Annotated in this window: 17 protein-coding genes; 9 read left to right on the top strand and 8 right to left on the bottom strand. The window is 63.3% G+C overall.

Going from position 1 to position 17320, the window contains the following annotated elements; translation table 11 throughout:
* Positions 1–24: 24 nt before the first annotated feature.
* The 7 genes from ACQKI2_RS11185 to ACQKI2_RS11155 all read left to right on the top strand — a co-directional run bounded on the left by ACQKI2_RS11185 (position 25) and on the right by ACQKI2_RS11155 (position 5335).
* Positions 25–1548, top strand: coding sequence for an AarF/UbiB family protein (locus tag ACQKI2_RS11185; RefSeq protein WP_427379753.1), 1524 nt, complete (start codon positions 25–27; stop codon positions 1546–1548).
* A gap of 57 nt (positions 1549–1605) precedes the next feature.
* Positions 1606–2049: a GFA family protein gene (locus ACQKI2_RS11180; RefSeq protein WP_427379752.1), complete on the top strand. Its 444-nt coding sequence runs from the start codon at positions 1606–1608 to the stop codon at positions 2047–2049.
* A 128-nt stretch (positions 2050–2177) separates the two neighbouring features.
* Positions 2178–2507, top strand: coding sequence for a hypothetical protein (locus tag ACQKI2_RS11175; RefSeq protein WP_427379751.1), 330 nt, complete (start codon positions 2178–2180; stop codon positions 2505–2507).
* Between the two features lie 119 nt (positions 2508–2626).
* Positions 2627–3853, top strand: a complete 1227-nt coding sequence (gene coaBC / locus ACQKI2_RS11170; RefSeq protein WP_427379750.1) for a bifunctional phosphopantothenoylcysteine decarboxylase/phosphopantothenate--cysteine ligase CoaBC — start codon at positions 2627–2629, stop codon at positions 3851–3853.
* 400 nt (positions 3854–4253) lie between these two features.
* The gene (gene dut / locus ACQKI2_RS11165) at positions 4254–4709 is read left to right on the top strand and encodes a dUTP diphosphatase (RefSeq protein WP_427379749.1); all 456 of its coding nucleotides are present in this window, start codon (positions 4254–4256) and stop codon (positions 4707–4709) included.
* Between the two features lie 108 nt (positions 4710–4817).
* A complete protein-coding gene (locus ACQKI2_RS11160; protein ID WP_427379748.1) occupies positions 4818–5018 on the top strand; it encodes a hypothetical protein in 201 nt (66 codons plus the stop codon).
* An 86-nt stretch (positions 5019–5104) separates the two neighbouring features.
* Positions 5105–5335, top strand: a complete 231-nt coding sequence (locus tag ACQKI2_RS11155) for a hypothetical protein (RefSeq protein WP_035600457.1) — start codon at positions 5105–5107, stop codon at positions 5333–5335.
* 12 nt (positions 5336–5347) lie between these two features.
* Here ACQKI2_RS11155 and ACQKI2_RS11150 read toward each other — a convergent pair whose 3' ends face one another.
* The 5 genes from ACQKI2_RS11150 to ACQKI2_RS11130 form a co-directional block, all read right to left on the bottom strand.
* Positions 5348–6685: an ATP-dependent DNA helicase gene (locus tag ACQKI2_RS11150; protein WP_427379747.1), complete on the bottom strand. Its 1338-nt coding sequence runs from the start codon at positions 6683–6685 to the stop codon at positions 5348–5350.
* A gap of 4 nt (positions 6686–6689) precedes the next feature.
* Positions 6690–7109: a GNAT family N-acetyltransferase gene (locus ACQKI2_RS11145; RefSeq protein WP_035600463.1), complete on the bottom strand. Its 420-nt coding sequence runs from the start codon at positions 7107–7109 to the stop codon at positions 6690–6692.
* Between the two features lie 153 nt (positions 7110–7262).
* Complete coding sequence (gene lpdA, locus ACQKI2_RS11140; protein WP_427379746.1) at positions 7263–8666, bottom strand: dihydrolipoyl dehydrogenase; 1404 nt, start codon at positions 8664–8666, stop codon at positions 7263–7265.
* A 93-nt stretch (positions 8667–8759) separates the two neighbouring features.
* Positions 8760–9122 carry a hypothetical protein gene (locus tag ACQKI2_RS11135; protein ID WP_427379745.1) on the bottom strand — a complete coding sequence of 121 codons (363 nt, stop codon included), beginning with the start codon at positions 9120–9122 and terminating at the stop codon, positions 8760–8762.
* An 87-nt stretch (positions 9123–9209) separates the two neighbouring features.
* Positions 9210–9869 carry a hypothetical protein gene (locus tag ACQKI2_RS11130; protein WP_427379744.1) on the bottom strand — a complete coding sequence of 220 codons (660 nt, stop codon included), beginning with the start codon at positions 9867–9869 and terminating at the stop codon, positions 9210–9212.
* 139 nt (positions 9870–10008) lie between these two features.
* Between ACQKI2_RS11130 and ACQKI2_RS11125 the strand changes: the two genes are divergently transcribed.
* A complete protein-coding gene (locus tag ACQKI2_RS11125) occupies positions 10009–10782 on the top strand; it encodes an SDR family oxidoreductase (protein ID WP_427379743.1) in 774 nt (257 codons plus the stop codon).
* A gap of 156 nt (positions 10783–10938) precedes the next feature.
* Positions 10939–11676, top strand: a complete 738-nt coding sequence (locus tag ACQKI2_RS11120) for a hypothetical protein (protein WP_427379742.1) — start codon at positions 10939–10941, stop codon at positions 11674–11676.
* Here the strand turns inward: ACQKI2_RS11120 and ACQKI2_RS11115 are convergent.
* The 3 genes from ACQKI2_RS11115 to ACQKI2_RS11105 form a co-directional block, all read right to left on the bottom strand.
* Positions 11673–12917, bottom strand: coding sequence for an MFS transporter (locus ACQKI2_RS11115; protein WP_427379741.1), 1245 nt, complete (start codon positions 12915–12917; stop codon positions 11673–11675). The genes ACQKI2_RS11120 and ACQKI2_RS11115 overlap by 4 nt on opposite strands.
* Positions 12918–13012: 95 nt before the next feature.
* Positions 13013–14257, bottom strand: a complete 1245-nt coding sequence (locus ACQKI2_RS11110) for an MFS transporter (protein WP_427379740.1) — start codon at positions 14255–14257, stop codon at positions 13013–13015.
* 78 nt (positions 14258–14335) lie between these two features.
* Positions 14336–17194 carry a class I SAM-dependent DNA methyltransferase gene (locus tag ACQKI2_RS11105; protein WP_427379739.1) on the bottom strand — a complete coding sequence of 953 codons (2859 nt, stop codon included), beginning with the start codon at positions 17192–17194 and terminating at the stop codon, positions 14336–14338.
* Positions 17195–17320: the final 126 nt, after the last annotated feature.

The following is a 17320-nucleotide window of genomic DNA, read 5'->3' as shown; positions in this document are numbered from 1 at the left end:
TTCCAAAGGGCAGGGCGCTCTCTGATGGGCATGTTTTCCGATTATCGCCGGCTGATCCGTGCGGGCACATCGCTGGCGCGCCATGATGTGGTGCTTCCCGGTGAGTATCAGTCCCGCCTGCCGCTGCCTGCGCGCATTGCCGGTGGCTTCCTGCGTATCATCGGCGGCGGCGCCAAGGGGCGGCCGGGCGAGCGCCTTGCCTATGCGCTGGAACGTCTGGGTCCGGCCTATATCAAACTCGGCCAGTTCCTTGCCACACGGCCGGATGTGTTCGGCTCCGAAGTGGCCGGAGATCTCGCCCGTCTGAAGGACAAGCTGCCACCATTCTCCATGAAACAGGCTCGCGCGGCGCTGGCCGCCGAATTTGGCGCCGAAGAAGCCCTGCGCCTTTTCCCTAATCTTTCAGAGCCTGTCGCGGCCGCCTCGCTGGCGCAGGTCCACCGGATGCCAATGCCGGATGGAGACCGCGCGGTAAAAATCCTCCGTCCAGGGATAGAGCGCCAGCTTATGCTGGAGCTTTCTGCCATGCGCCGCGCCGCGCGCACCCTTGAGGGCGTCTCCAGCGAAAGCCGCCGCCTCAAGCCGGTTGCCTTCACCGAGACCATCGCCAGCGCCATGCTGCGCGAGACCGATTTGCGCCTGGAAGCGGGCGGCGCCGACGAGATGCGGGAGGTCTACAGCAAGACCGGTTTCTTCCGTGTGCCGAAGGTGGACTGGGAGCGGACCGGCAAGCGTGTGATGACCGCTGAATGGATTGAGGGCACCCCGCTGACGACGCCCGGCGTGCTCGATCAGCCCGGCATTGACCGCAGAAAACTCGCCAATGACATCACCCAGGGCTTCCTCGCCAGTGCCATCAATTACGGCGTCTTCCATGCCGACATGCATGAAGGCAACGCGATCCTCACGCCCGATGGGAAGATTGCGCTTGTCGATTTCGGCATCATCGGCCGTATCGGGACGATCGAGCGCCGGTTCCTTGCCGAGATTCTATGGGGCTTCCTGAAGCGGGATTATGTACGCATCGCAGAGGTGCATTTCGAGGCCGGCTATGTGCCGCCAAACCAGTCTGTCGGCGACTTTGCCCAGGCCCTGCGCTCGATCGGAGAGCCGCTCTTCGGCCGCCCCGCCGAGGAGGTCTCGATGGGCCGCGTGCTGCTCCAGTTGTTCGACTATACCCACACATTCGGCATGGCCCTTCGCCCAGAACTGGTTCTCCTGCAGAAAACCATGGTTCAGGTCGAAGGCGTCGCGCGCACGATTGATCCTTCCCACAATATCTGGAATGCGTCCGAGCCCGTGATCGAGGCCTGGATGCGCCGGAATTTCGGACCGGAAGGCGCTGCCCGCCTCATTTCGGAAAATGTCCGTGAGGTGACAAACCGCCTCAAACGCCTGCCCGAGGTGATGGACCGGTTCGAGAGAAGCCTTGACGCGGAGCCCGCCGCCCCGCCCCCGCGCGAGCGCTTTGCCCCCTGGTGGGGCTGGTTCGGGCTGATCCTCGGCCTCTCGGGTATTGTCGCCTGGGTCATCCAGCGGGTCAGCTAACGCCTCTTGTCTGCGGGGTATCCGTCGCGCATTCTTCTGCCCGAGGAGGATCAGGCCATGGCTTACACCGGCGGCTGTCAGTGCGGAAAACACCGTTACGAGATGGATGTGCTGAGGGGAGGGCATGTCTGCCATTGTCGCATGTGCCAGCGCGCCACGGGCGGCCTCTTCGCCGCCTTGGTCGGAGCACCGAAAGACCAGTTCCGCTGGATCGGCGCGCCGCCGCCGGTGTTCTGGAGTTCCAATCTCGCCGCCCGCGCCTTCTGCCCGGACTGCGGCACCCCTCTGGGTTTCCTCTATGATTGGGAAGGCGCCTCCCAATATGTCACCATCGGCAGCCTCGACCATCCCGAAGCGGCTGTGCTCGAAGAACAGTTTGGCATCGAATCGAAACTTCCCTTTGTGGAGTTCTGCGAAAACCTGCCGAAGAAGGCGACTGGGGAAGGGCATTCTGCCGAGGCGCTGGCTTTCCTCGCCCAGATGAAACCGCGGCAGGCTTGAGGTCAGGCGAATTTCTCGCGGCTGCGGCGCCACGGCCCTCATGAGGTTCCCGCCTCAGGGGTAACCGCTTCGCGCTGTTAAGACTTCGGTTACCTTTCCGGTTCCGCCACCAGAAGGGAGCCGGACCCATGAAGCTCGCAATTCTTCTCGCCGCTGCCTGCGCCCTGGCTCTGCCAGCGCTTTCCCAGCCGCTCGCCGGCGGCAATTGCAGCAAGGCAGTCCAACTGGACTTGTCAGAGATGACCAAAGGGGGCGTGATCATCATTACCGGCCCCTGCGCCGAGGCCGGCCCCGCGCGTGAAGTCATCCATGTCGCTCGCCCCGGAGAGCCGATGGCCACCACGGTGGTGATCCGACGCCGGGAAGGGGCCTCGGCTCAGCAGAGCGCCGTCATCAAGGTGGCGGACCGCAGCGGCTTCTCCGGATCGAGCCAGGCCCGCATCATCCGCGTCCCCTGAGCCGGGGCCAAACCTTGCCGGAAAGTTGAGACGGGCCGCGCATTCGCAGGGATTTGATGGGGGCCCGGCAAGGTTTTTGCGCTAGGAATAGTGCAGGCCACACCCGATATAGCGGACATATGAGCGCCAAACGCATCCTTCTCGTCATCGGCGGCGGCATTGCCGCCTATAAAAGCCTTGAGCTGATCCGCGAGCTTGGGCGGCGCGGCATTGGTGCGCGCGTGATCCTGACGAAGGCGGGCACAGAGTTTGTCACGCCGCTTTCCGTGGCCGCCCTCTCCGGTGAAAAGGTCTACACCGAACTCTTCAGCCTCACCGACGAAACCGAAATGGGCCATATCGAGCTTTCCCGCTCGGCAGACCTGCTCGTCGTCTGCCCGGCGACAGCCGATCTGATGGCCAAGGCTGTTCACGGCCACGCAAACGACCTTGCCTCCACCGCGCTGCTGGCGACTGACAAGCCCGTGCTGATGGTGCCCGCCATGAATGTGCGCATGTGGCAGCATGGCGCCACCCAGCGCAACATCGCCCAGTTGCGCGCCGATGGCGTCACCGTGATGGAGCCCGATGTCGGCCCGATGGCCTGCGGCGAGTTCGGCCCTGGCCGCCTGCCGGATGTTCCCCGCATTGTTGCAGAAATCGAAGCGATGCTCCGCCCCCGGTCAAAACGTCTCGCGGGCCGCCATGCCCTCGTCACTGCCGGCCCGACGCGGGAGCCGCTGGACCCCGTGCGCTACATTTCCAACCATTCCTCCGGCAAGCAGGGCTATGCCATCGCCGCCGCGCTCGCCGCTGAAGGCGCCCGCGTCACGCTTGTCTCTGGCCCGGTCTCGCTTCCCGCGCCTGAGGGCGTCACCCTCGTCAAGGTCGAAACAGCCCGCGAGATGCTGAAAGCCTGCGAGGATGCTCTGCCGGCGGACATCTTCGTCTCCGTCGCCGCCGTGGCGGACTGGCGCCCGGTCAAAGCGGCAGACAAGAAGCTGAAGCTCAAAGGGGAGGGCAAGACCCCCACCATCGAGCTTGCCGAAAACCCGGACATCCTGCGCACGATCAGCCACAAGAAGAAGAAACGCCCCGCCCTCGTCATCGGCTTTGCTGCCGAGACGCATGAGGTTGAGGACCATGCCCGGGAAAAGCTCGCCCGCAAGGGCTGCGACTGGATCGTGGCCAATGATGTCTCCGGCGATGTCATGGGCGGCCTCGAAAACGAGATCGCCCTGATCACAAAAGACGGCATCGACCGCTGGCCCCGCATGGCCAAGGAAGAGGTCAGCGCGCGCCTTGCTCAAAAGGTCTCTGAGGCCTTGGGTAGGGATAGAGACGGCCTGAGTCTGGCGAAGGAGTAGACCCTTCCCCCTGGCCCGAAGAACTGGTACTTTCTTTTTTATGAGTGACCGATCAATCACAAACTTAAGGGCTGTGTGGCTACTCGTTGCTTTGCTTAGCGGCCTGATTTCTGGCGGACTACAATTGCAATGGTGGCTTGGACTTACGCGTCTGCCGACTGAATTTGTTGTGATCGTAGCAGGGCCCTTGGGCGTGATTTGGCTGCTTAGCCTGGCTGGTTGCTTCGCCCGTTTTCCTTTGAAAGCCGTCGCCATTTGTCTTCTAACCTGTCCAACACTGATCGGACCAGGAATCATATTTGGCATTGTCGCTAGCTGCGCGATTTTTAATAGCTGTATCTAATTTCGTGTGGTGGCGGTGATCTTGACTCCTCGCCAGAGTCTCCCCACGCCTCGGGCCATGACTGATGTGACCGTTCAAGTTTTGCCGCTGCCCCATTTTGCCGGGCTTGATCTTCCTGCTTACGAGACGGCGGGCTCTGCCGGGATGGATGTGCGCGCCGCCGTGCCGGACCGTGAGCCGGTGGTGCTCGCCCCCGGCCAGCGCGCCATGGTGCCCACAGGGCTCTCGGTGGCGATCCCCGAAGGCTATGAGATCCAGGTCCGCCCGCGCTCGGGCTTGGCTGCCAAGCATGGCCTCACCTGCCTCAACACGCCCGGCACGATCGACTCCGACTATCGCGGCGAGATCAAGGTGATCCTGATCAATCTCGGCGCCGAGCCCTTCACCATCCAGCGCGGCGAACGCATTGCCCAACTCGTGCTGGCCCCGGTCACGCGCCTTGCCTGGTCGCAGGTGGATCAGCTCGGCGAGACCGCGCGCGGGGCAGGCGGCTTCGGCTCTACCGGGCGCTGAAGCGCGGCAAAAATTCCTGATCAAAAAAACCGGCTCGCCGCGATCAATTTTTCTTGAACGGCGGGTCATCCTCCCCACATATTGAATATCAATAAGGAGGGAGTGCTCATGGCTGCTGCTTTTTACTTCTTCATCGGCGCGCTGGTTTTCTGGCTGGCGTTTCGCTCCGGCGCCCGGCGCGCGGCGCAGACCCGTCCCGACCCGCGCGAGGGAGACATTGAGCGGCTCAACGCCCGCGTCCGCACGCTGGAGCAGATCATCACCGATCGGGACTGGCGCCTGCGCCGGGACATTGATGGCCTGGGCTGATCCCCGGATTGATCCCGGCGCCGAGACTGGCCGGGGCGTCCGTCCCACGTTATACCTACCCAATCTGCGCATAGAGGAGGCGCCCTATGGACCCGTTTAGCATGGTTGTTGCCATCGTCGCGATCAGCGTCGGCGCCGGTATCCTGAACACCTGGATCAAGGCCCGCGCCCATGCGCCGGCAGATATGGCAAGCCAGTCCGAACTCGCTGCCATGCGCGCCGATGTCGATAAGCTGAAAGACCGGGTGCGCGTTCTGGAAAAGATCGTCACCGATCAGGAACGCCAGCTTTCCGAAGAGATCCGCCGCCTCGCCTGAGGCGGGCCGGGCTTACAGCAGCGCGCCTTCATCCTTGCGGAACTTTGCCAGGAGATAGGCGGGGGTCTCGTCGATCTTGTCGAGTTCGCCGAAGGCAAAGGCTTCCCGGTCCAGCACCAGGTCACACGGGCGCAGCGGCCGGGAAATTTCCAGCCCTTCCAGCGTGCGCGCGCGGGAGAAGGCCACATAGGCCTGTCCGTGGGCGAACATTCCGGAATCAAAGTCGATGAACACCTTGTCCAGGGTGAGGCCCTGCGCCTTGTGGATGGTCACGGCATAGGCGAGCCGCAGCGGCATCTGCTTGAACGTGCCGACAACTTCCCGCTTCACCTTCTTGGTGTCCATCTCGAAATCGTAGCGGTATTTCTCCCACGCCACAGGGTCGATCTCATAGGCCCGCCCGTCGATCTCCACGATGACGGAGCGCGAGCCAAACCCTGCCACATAGGCCAGCGTGCCGTTCACCCAGCGCCCTTCGGGATCGTTGCGGATCATCATCACCCGCGCGCCCACGCGCAGTTCCAGATCGAGTTCGGTGGGATAGCTCTTCTCGTCAAACTGGCCCTGTACGGTGGCGGGGAACACCTTGCGTTCGCCCTTCAGGCTCGCCAGGCGGCTCTGATTGATGCGGAAGGCATTGGCATTGTTCGGGGTCAGAACAACATGCGTATCAGACGCTTCGGCGGCGCTGCGTCCGGAGACGAGCCGCTGCAGCACCGCCTCATCGGCCGGCGTCACGCGCCCCGTCCGCAACGCGCCCAGCAGCGCCAGAAAGCGCGGCTCGGCCTGCCGGAACACATGTTTCAGCGCCAGCAGTGAAAACTCTGCCTCACGAAAGGCGGGGGCGTTGAAGAAATATGAGCCGCCAAACCGGTCTGCCAGGATCGGTCCTTCATCGGCGGAAACAACCGGGGGCAACTGATGCAGGTCGCCTGACAGGATCATCCGTGCCCCGCCAAAGGGCCGTTTCGATCCGCGATTGAGCTTCAGGCTGCGGTCGATGGCGTCCAACATATCGGCCCGCACCATCGAGATTTCGTCGATCACCACCGTGTCCACCGCGCGCACCACGCGGGCATTCGGCAGGCGCCGTACATCCTGCGGCTCCACAAGGCGGGGGGGCAGCTTGAAGAAGGAATGGATCGTCTGCCCGCCGGCATTCATCGCGGCGACGCCTGTGGGCGCCAATACGACAGCCTTGTCGCCTGCTTCGGCCAGGAATTTGCGCAGGAGGGTGGTCTTGCCGGTGCCTGCGCGGCCGGTGAGGAACAGGTTGCCCTGCGCGCCTGCCCCCCGCGCTACCCATTCGGCAGGCGCGGCATAGACCGTATCCGGGGTGGTGGGTGTCATCCCCTCAGGGGCCGACAAGGCGCATCTGGCGCGCCCGTCCGGCTCCGCCGGTGCTCGCCACAACCTGCCAGCCAAGCGCCTCATAGGCGCGGCGGGCGGTCATGTTTTCAGAATCCACGTCCAGGCTCAGCGCGCCGGTCGCCTCGATCCGTGCCACTTCCAGGAGGCCGCGGGCCACCCCGCAAAAGCGCCAGTCGCGGTCCACGAACAAATGGTCCACATAATCTGTCGGCACCTGCAGTGTCAGAAAGCCGATCACACCCGCATTGGGCTCCTCGGCTACCCAGGCTGGCTGGGTTTCCAGCGCCCGGCGCAACGCCAGATGCTGCCCCCGGTGGCGCTCCCGCCAAGGCATATCCGTCAGGCAATCCGTGAAGATGTCACGGCATTCGGGGATGTCCGCTGTTTCCAGCGGCCTGATCATCCATCCGGCTCCGAAGTGAGTATACATGGCCGCCAAAGTAAGAGGCTGGACACGCTGCGTCCAGCGGCAAGCGCGGTAAAACACAGCTGCGCACATCTGCCATGCGCTGCTCCGGCGGCCGGGACGCGCCCCTGCCGCCGGGGCAAGGGCAGGTTACATCTGCATCGTCCAGCCTTCGACGCCCATTGCCGCCTGGCGGACAGCTTCCGACAGCGTCGGGTGGGCGTGGCTGGTGCGGGCAATGTCTTCAGAGGCTGCGCCGAACTCCATTGCCACGCAAATCTCGGCAATCATCTCGCCCACGCCCACACCAATCATGTGCGCGCCGAGGATGCGGTCGGTGCCTTTTTCGGCAAGAATCTTCACAAAACCAACGGTCTCATGGTTTGTCCGGGCACGGGAGTTTGCCATGAAGGGGAACTTGCCCTTCTTGTAGTCGATGCCGGCGGCTTTGAGTTCTTCCTCATTCTTGCCGACCCAGGCGATTTCCGGGCTCGTATAGACGACGCTCGGCACGAGATCATAGTTCACATGGCCGGCCTTGCCCGCGATCAACTCGGCCACGGCGGTGCCATCATCCTCGGCCTTGTGGGCCAGCATCGGGCCGGGGATACAGTCGCCCACTGCCCACACGCCATCGGCCACCTTGAAATGATCGGTCACTTCGATCACGCCGCGCTTGTCGGTCTTGCCGCCGACATTCTCAAGGCCGAGGCCTTCCGTGTACGGCTTGCGGCCGATGGCAACGATCACGATGTCAGCGTCCAGCGTTTCGCCTGCGCCGCCCTTGGCGGGCTCCACGGCCACTTTCAGCTTGGTCTTGGTCTTCTCGATGCCGGTCACCTTGGTGCCCAGCTTGAAGGAGAGGCCCTGCTTCTTGAAGGTGCGCTCGGCTTCCTTGGCGACTTCGGCGTCAGCGGGCGGCAGGATGCGGTCGAGATACTCCACCACGGTCACTTCCGAGCCGAGCCGCGCCCAGACAGAGCCCATTTCGAGGCCAATCACGCCCGCGCCGATCAGCACGAGTTTCTTCGGCACGGCCTTGAGGCTCAGCGCGCCGGTGTTGGAAACAACGCGCTCTTCGTCGATCTCGATGCCGGGCAGGGTGGCGGGCTCAGAGCCGGTCGCGATGACGATGTTCTTTGTTTCGAGAACCTGTTTCTTGCCATCGGCATCGGTCACCTCGACCTTGCCTTTGCTGAGGATCTTGCCCTTGCCCTTGACGTAATCGACCTTGTTTTTCTTGAACAGGAATTCGATGCCTTTGGTCAGGCCGTCCACAGCGTCGGATTTCTGCGCCATCATCTGCGTCAGGTCGAGTTCGACCTTGCCGGTCTTGATGCCGAGGCTGGCAAACTCGTTCTGCGCCGCGCTGAAAAGGTGGGAGGCGTGCAGCAGCGCCTTGGACGGAATGCAGCCGACATTCAGGCAGGTGCCGCCAAGGGTGCCGCGCATCTCGATGCAGGCGACCTTGAGGCCAAGCTGGCCGGCGCGGATGGCGCAATTGTAGCCGCCAGGTCCGCCACCGATGATGACGACGTCATAGGTCTCTGCCATGGGAAAATATTCCTTTGAGAAGGCTGGTCCGAATCTGGCGCCAACCTATGCATTCTCGTCCCGAAATCAATCTGCAAAGGCCGAAAACTGGACCTAGCTTCTGCGTATAAACAGAAGAATGCCCGTCAGCACGATCATTGCGGCCGCGCCAAGAACTTCATCCAGCCAGATGCTGGCATCTGCCCCGGCCAGCACAAAGGCGGCCGCAAGGGCGGTAAACAGCACGGTGCCGATCAGCGCGACCACCGCGCCGAAGCGCACATTTGCCGCCGCCAGCAGGCCGCCGAGGATGGCGATGCCCGCGGCCACGAAGCGCCAGCCATTGAGGAGGTCAATCGCCTGGGCCAGTGGGCTGCCGCGCGAGGTCATCATCAGCACCCCCTCCAGCCCCTGCCACAGCAGCCAGCCGGAAACAGCCGCCAGCCCGAGGCCCGCAATACGGCGAATTGTCAGCATGTCTTGCCTCCCCACCGGCATATCATTACCGGCGAGGGTAGGGCGAAGCGGGCGGAACTGCAACGGGCATCCCGGCGCCGCCGGCGTCTAGCCCTCGTCTTCCTCGTCAAGGTCGAGCTGGCCCCGGCGCCGGGCGATGGCTTCGGCGCGGCGGAGTTTCTTGCGGCGGGCCTGGGCGATGAACATCGCCCGCTGGCGCTGCACGACCACATCGGCGACGAACACCGGCGGGCGTTTGCGCGGGGGCGCGGCCACCACTGGCGCGGCCTGATAAACCACCGGCGCAGGCGCTGCTTCCAGCATCTCACGCTCCTCGGCAAGTTCTTCCGGCGAACGATAGCGCAGCTCCCACACCGCGATCAGCAGCAGCGCAGCCGCAGCCGCCAGACCCGCCATCGCGCCTTCGCCCGCGCTGGGGTTCAGCCACCATTCGGGATCGAAATGCACCAGAAAGATCGTCGGGATAGAGGCGGCCATGCCCATGATGTACCAGAGCACGGCGCCCGGCTTGCGCGCGGCAATCGTGGCGGCAGCGGCATAATAGCAGACAGCGGCCAAGAGATACGCCCCGCCATGGGCGATCCCCAGCTTGCGCCAGTCGACGGCATTGAGGCCGCCGGCGACATCATCGGTCACGATCCAGCCCATCACCATCACGATGGAGGGCCAGCGTACCGCCGTCATCGCGCCGAACGCAAAGGCGATGGCGAGCGCGGTCAGCAGAAGGGAAATGAGGCGCCGTGGCATTGGGCCTGCTTATCATGGGTAAGGTAAGCCCCCGCTGAACGGATCGTTTGAAATTTCACCGATCTGGCAAAGGCCGGGCTTGGCGAGCGGGGAAGCGGGCTGCTAGGGCTGGAACCAGCAAAAATCAGGAGGAATTTCCATGGGCCGCGTTGCAGGAAAAATGGCACTCATCACCGGCGGGGCGCAGGGCCTCGGCGAGGCAACCGCGCGCATGTTCGCCCGCGAGGGCGCCAAGGTGACGGTGACCGACATCAACGGCGAGGGCGCCGCCAGGGTTGCCGCCTCGATCAACGAAGCCCATGGCGCGGGCACGGCCTTTGCCTTCCAGCATGACGTGACCAGCGAGGAACAGTGGAAAGACATCGCCCAGAAAGCGCATGACGCGATGGGCGGCCTCAACATCCTCGTCAACAATGCCGGCATCGGCGGGCTCGGCTCGGTCGAGGACGAGACCTATGAGCGCTTCAAGAAGGTGCAGGCGGTGGACGTGGATTCCATTTTCCTGGGCTGCAAATACTCCATCCCGCTGATGCGCGCCCACGGGCTTGGCTCCATCGTCAACATCTCGTCCATCGCCGGCATCATCGCCAGCGCCAATTACGTGTCCTACAACACGGCCAAGGCGGCGGTGCGCCACATCTCCAAATCCATCGCGCTGCACCTGGCCAAGACCGGCGGCCAGATCCGCTGCAACTCCGTGCACCCCGTATTCATCAACACGCCGATCCTGGATGGCATCAAGGAGATGTTCGGCGAGGAGAAGGGGCTTGAAAAGCTCGCCCGCCAGGTGCCGCTCGGCAAGGTGGGGGAGCCTGACGACATCGCCTATGCCGTGCTCTATCTGGCTTCTGACGAGTCCAAGCTGGTTACCGGCGCGGAACTGAAAGTCGATGGCGGCATCAGCGCGATGTGATCGTTCCATCAGCCCGGACCGGCCTGCGAGGCTGATCCGGGCGCATTTCTCAAATATCCCGCCGCAAATCCTCACGCCGTTATAGACAGCCTCGGGCAAATCACCCGAAGGAACCCTTACACCTGATTGCGCGTTGGTCGTTCCACGAGGGGTTCCATGAAGAAATCTGGTCTCTGTCTCACCGTTCTGTTTCTGGCCGCCTGCGCTAACCCGCCGGAGGAGCGTGGGCCGTTGCCCGATGCCGTCACCGGAAAGCTGCCCGCAGCCGAGACGGTTTCGTGCGAGCCCCCAGCCAGCTTTGGCGGCTTCCTCTTCTGGATGGAACCGCCCGCCCTGCCGCCCGGCGCCAGCCTTGTGCTGAGACCCTGGTTCACGCCGCAGCCCGGCGTGATGGAGCCTGTTCCAGCAACCTGTCTGGAAGGGGTGGCCATTGCCGGCCCCGCCACGCTGGAGGCGGATGGGCGCACCGTGAAGATCAACGCGGACGCCGCCCCCGGCGCCGCCGTGCAGGTGGAAGGCAAGGTGGGGCAGGCGCGTCTTTCGGGCCGCATCCTCGTCTATCTGGCAGAGGCCCAGCCGCTGGTGGGCAAGTGGGCGCAGTCCGAAGAAGCCTGCGCGCAGGCAGGCGCAGAGCCCGTCAGGGAACTGATCTTCCATCCGGACGGCACCTTCGCGCTCACCTGGACCCCCTTTGAGGTCTACAAGGATTACTGGGGCACCTACACCTTCGAAGACGGCACGCTGACGCTCACGCCCGATGGTGGCAATCACATTCCGTCAGACGCCAGCTTCTCGGGCAAGGTGGAGCTGGATAGCGACGCGCTGAAGCTGTCTCCGGCGGTCTTTGGTTCTCCGGCGCGGGGCAGTGCCTGCGCGGCGCCGTTCGCGCGCTAATCCTGCGCCAGCGGGCGGCGCGCCGTGACCAGCATCGCATAAACCGCCAGTGAGCCGACCAGCACGGCAGACGCAATCAGCGGCAGGGCGTGGTTGAGCTGATAAAGCCCCGCGCCGATCAGCGGCCCGAAGATGAACCCTGCCGGCGGCGCGGCGGACATCAGCGCGGCGGCCGCGCCCTGTTCCTCCCGGCTGACCGACAGGCTGCCCAGCGCATTGGCCGACGGGATGGCGAGGGCCGAGCCTGCCCCGATCAGCAGAAACGCCGCACAGAGAACAGGGAAGGCGTGGAACACATCCGCTGCGATATAGCCCACCGCCACCAGGGCAAGGCCAACCCACAGCACCTTGCGCGGATCGGGCCTGCGCCGTGAGATATAGCCGAACTGAACCCCAATCGTGGCCACCGCCATGCAGGAAAACACGATCCCGGTATAAAGCACCGCTGTCTGTCCCACCGCCGCCGGATCGTCTCCGGCGAGGGCATAGCGGTCCTCGATGAACCAGCCGAGCGTCTGTTGAACCATCCCGACACCGATGAAATAGGATAGCAGGAACAGAAGGTGCGGGCGCACGCGCGCATCCATCATCGACAGCGGTTTGGGGCGAGCCGCATTCCGGGGCCGCTTCACCGTGCGGGGCAGGGAGAAGCCCAGAACGATACCGATCAGGATACAGAACACGATTGTGCCCCAGAGCGGGGCAAGCGCGCCGAAGGGGGCCAGCGCGGCGGCGCCCGCAGGCCCGAGGATCGAGCCGATGCTCATGCCCGCGCCCAGCATGCCGAGGCCCGCCGCGCGGTTCAGGGGCGTGGTCGCGTCCGTCATCGCCGCCATGGAGGCTGGCTGCAGGCCCGGCGTCAGCAGGCCAAACCAGAGGCGCACGAAGATCAGCGTCAGCATCAGGGATGTGCCGGTGATCACGCCGGCGAGGCCCGCTTCCAGCGTGAACAGGAAGGCCATGTTGGTGACGCCCATGGCGATGAGGGAGAACACCATCACCCGCTTGCGGCCCACCCTGTCTGCAATGCGGCCCCAGCGCGGGATCATCACGGCATAGAGGAGGGTGGAGAGGGTGAGGATGGCTGCCACCTCCACTTCACCCAGGCCCGCCTTGCGTGTCAGCGGGGCCACCACCACGAAATTGATGCTCATGCCCGCGCCCATGGCAATGGTCGCCAGCATCAGCATGCCCCTCTGGAAGGCCGTCAGCGGATGCAGCGGCGTTTCGGTATCTGCCATGTTGTGGTTTTCCCCCGCCTTCTTCTGGCACAGGCTATGTCGCTGCCCGGTGGTTGCCAAACCCTTTTCCGCCGCGCTTGTCCCGGCGGCAGGTATCAGCCTGGCGAGAGGGGCTTTCGCGCCGTGACCAGCGCCGCATAGATCGCCAGCGCGCCCACCAGCCCTCCCGCCGCCAGCAGGGGCAGGGCATAGTGAATGCCGTAAAGCCAGGCGCCGATCATCGGCCCGAAGATGAACCCGCCCGGCGGGGCAATCGCCAGCAGCGCGGCGGCGGCGCCCTGTTCCTCACGGCTGACCGAGAGGCTGCCCAGCGCGTTGGCGGAGGGAATGGCCAGCGCCGCGCCCGTTCCCACCAGCAGGAAACAGGCATAGACCACATAAAGCTCCCGGAAGGCATCTGCCCCGAAATAGCCGGCAGAGACCATCGCCAGCCCCAGCGGCAACACCTTGCGCGGGTCGGGCCTCACCCGGTTGATATAGCCGAACTGCACGATCAGCGAGGCAACCGCGTAGCAGGCAAAGGTGATGCCGGTATACAGCACGGCGGCCTGCCCGGCGGCCTCGCCCATGGTTTCAGTCAGCCGGTAGCGGTCCTCGATGAACCAGGCGAGGGTCTGCTGCATGATGCCGATGGCCACGAAATAGGTCAGCAGGAAGATGAGATGCGGGCGCATCCGCCGGTCGGTCAGCGACAGGGGCTGCGGGCGGGGCGCATTGCGGGGCCGCTTTACCGTCTTCGGCAGGGTGAAGCTGATCAGTATGCCAATGATCACGCAGAACACGATCGTGCCCCAGAGCGGGGCCAGCGCCCCGAAAGGCGCAAGCACGGCAGCCCCGGCCGGACCGACGATGGAGCCGATGGCCATCGCCGCACCGATCATGCCCAGGCCCGCCGCGCGGTTTGCCGTTGTGGTGGCGTCCGTCATTGCGGCCATTGCGGCAGGCTGAAGGCCGGGCGCCAGCACGCCAAACCAGGCCCGCACGAATGTCAGCGTCAGGAAAAGCGTGGTGCCGGTGATCATCCCGGCCAGCCCTGCCTCCAGCGCGAAGAGGAAGGCCATATTGGTCAGCGCGGTGGCAAACAGGGAGAAGATCATCACCCGCTTGCGCCCGGCAAGATCGGCAATCCGGCCCCAGAGCGGGATCGTCACTGCGAAGAGGACGGTGGAGAGGGTCATCACCGCCGCCACTTCCATCTCTGTCAGGCCCGCCTTGCGGGTTAGCGGCGTCACCACCACGAAATTGATGCTCATGCCCGCGCCCACGGCAATCGTGCCCAGCATCAGCATGGCCCTCTGGAAAGCGGTCAGCGGATGCAGCGGCGTTTCGGAAGCGGTCATCAGATATATCCGGTCAAAAGATATACCAAACTAGGCTGGCCGTTCGTCCCTGTCATCCGGGAAAGTGCGCTGCCCGGCTTATCCCTGCGCGCCTGCCCGCGCCTGGTTCAACTCAAACAGGCGTTTGAGAATTTCCTCATCAGTGAGGAGGCCCGCCTCGAAATCGGCCGCCCAGCCATAGGCGGCGGCCACCGCCCGGTCGAGATCGCGGTGGGCATGATCCAGCCAGGCCGGGCGCTCATTATAGAGGTTGGTCAGCGTGCGCTTCTTGAGGAGGTCTGCGGCCCGCTCGTCCACGGGCAGGATACGGTCAGGGTATCCGGGCACCACTTCGGGCACGCGCGTCACAAGGTCCGCCGGGTTCAGCCAGTTCTCGCGCAGGGTGTTCAGCCGCTCGGCCGCCGCCGCAATCGCCTGCGCGCGCGGATCATCCGCATAGTCCGCCGCCGGAATATTGGGCGTGAGACCTTCGGGGAAGGGGAAGGTGCGAAAGGTCGTCGAGCTAGTATACCTAGGCCGATCTTCTAAGGAAGTTCCCATCCTAAGTGACCAAATTTCGTGGACGGAGCTTTGCAAAATTCCAAAAGTTGTTTCGTCATCTCGTGTAATTGCGATTAGGTTTTTGTCAGGCAGAGAGCTTGAATCGATGAACTGAAATATTCTGTGCTTTGAGACTTCTGGAGTCACAAGCACTCTTTTGAGATGCTTTGTTTTCTCGCGAAGTCCAGGCGCGGGTTCGTTAAACTGCCACCAATACTCTCTGCGACGTTGCCTTAGCGTTTTCTGGCGTGATGGAAGCACTACTCTTTGAAGGTGCTGAAACGGCTGTTCAAATAAACACGCCTCTGAGAAAGGCTGAAGTCCGAAATCTATTATCCATAGATCTTTCCACCGATCAGTTATTGCCTGCCCATTGTACCAACGCTTAAGGACATATGAGTTTGTCTTCCCATTGGGATTGAGGGGCGCTGTCAGCCATTGGCGAGCGATCTCTCCGGAAACTTCAAAGCTTCCTCCCTTTGTCGGTCCTTGAACGGCTATACCCGCATTTTGCACAAGCGCCGTTGCTTTGGTCAAATCTGTACCGCTGTCACTGGCAGTTAGATCAGAATAGACAACAGATGCCGTTTGACCGTTTAATCGTGAAAGCAACTCTTCTTCGTTATCAAAGCACACGATTGAGACCCTGACTGCAGCGCCTTCCACTGTCCAATCTTCGTCGCTCCATGCTTCAAAAATTCGACCGTGCTCAACGATCGGCTTCAGGACTTGTCGGCTTGCTCCGCCGCGAACGGAATTTGTCGCGACAAAACCAGCGCGTCTTACCTCTCCTGCCGCAATCATTTCCCACGCTTTTGCGAACCAATAGGTAACAAGGTCAGCACCGCCGGGCACCATGTCCCAAGCCTTCCTCAGACTGAATACATAGTCCACCCCAAGCTCTGCATTCATTTTCTTGTCGCCAAGAAACGGCGGGTTACCCACCACAACGTCCGCCTCGGGCCATTCCGCGCGCGTGCCGTCCGGGTTCAGCACCGCGTCCCGGCACTCAATATTATTCAGCGATTTCAGGATCGGGTCGCGGCTGGCTTCAAAGCCATTGGCGCGCATCCACTGGATTTCGCCGATCCAGATCGAGACCCGCGCCAGCTCGGCGGCATACGGATTGATTTCAATGCCCTTCACCGCTTCGGGCCCCACGCGCGGAAAGCCGCGCGGCAGGCCCAGCGCCTCAGCCTCCACATTCGCTTTGTGTTCAATATCCTTCAGCGCCTTGAGCGACAGATAGAGAAAGTTGCCCGATCCGCAGGCCGGGTCCAGCACGCGGAAATTCGCCAGCATCTCGATGAAATCGCTGTGCGCCTTCGCCGCCCGGTTATAGGCCTGCGTCTGCGCGCCGGGGGATTTTGCCGCGCGGGACTTTTCCATCTCCTCGGCAATCTTCGCCTTCACCTGCGCCCACTCAGCCTCCAGCGGATCGATGATCACGGGGCGGACGATCATCAGGATCTTGTCCCGGTCGGTATAATGCGCGCCAAGCTGGGAGCGTTTGGACGGGTCGAGCCCCCGCTCGAACAGCGTGCCGAGGATGGAGGGGTCAATATCGGCCCAGTTGAGATTGGCCGCTGCCACGGCGGCTTCCACATCCTCCCGCTCCAGGGGCAGGGCGTCGGCGGAATCAAAGAGGCCGCCATTGAACCAGGGAATGTCATCCAGGCCGAACTCGCCCCCGGTCTGCATCGCGGCGAAGAGGTCTGAGAGGTATTTCTGCGCCCGTTCCGGCTCGCGCAGGGAGCGCTCCATCGCCTTCTGGAACAGCTTGTTGGGCAGAAGGTCCACATCCTCGGCAAACATGCAGAAGACGAGCCGGTTGACGAAATGCGCCACCTCTTCCGGCCCATGCCCCCGCGCCCGCAGGCGGTGGGCCAGCGCCGTGAACCGGTCGGCGGCGTCGCGCGTCAGGTCGTCCCGCGTCTTCTTCGGTTTCAGCGCCTCGGGGCTGAGGAAACAGTGGCGCAAGAGGTCGCGCTTGCCCGCGTCCAGCAGGTCGGTCAGCTCAACGGTATGCGTCTCGCTGACCGAATTGGTCCAGTTGGTGCGGATGATGATCCGCTTGGTGTCGGAAACGATCAGCAGGGGCGGGTTTTCCAGCGCCACCGCATAGCGCTGAAGCTGGGCATGGGCGGCGTCCAGATTGGCCTTGGGCCCCTTATACTCCCAGCCGAAACAGCCCTTCTTCCACACATCGGCAAAGCCATTGCCACCGGTGGATTTGGTGGCGCCCTTCTCGAAGCAATAGGTATCGCCCACCGCGTCGGCATCTGTGGGGGTGGGCACGTCCAGCAGATGGCAGAGGTCCACGAAATGGGATTGCGCCGCGGCACTTTCCTTCAGTTCGGACTTTTCCCATTTGCGGATGAAATCAGATGGCTGCATGAAACCCCCAGTTATCTTGAACTGCTTACCAGATAGATGCTGCTGCGGAACCCCCGGCGGATAGGCACGCGGCATCCCTGCGCTTGCTTCGAGGGGCGGGGGCCCCTAAGTCTCGGGCGACGCACT

It is taken from the genome of Hyphomonas sp. NPDC076881 (assembly GCF_050269995.1).
GTDB lineage: Bacteria > Pseudomonadota > Alphaproteobacteria > Caulobacterales > Hyphomonadaceae > Hyphomonas.
This window is presented reverse-complemented; position numbering and strand designations above follow the sequence as displayed.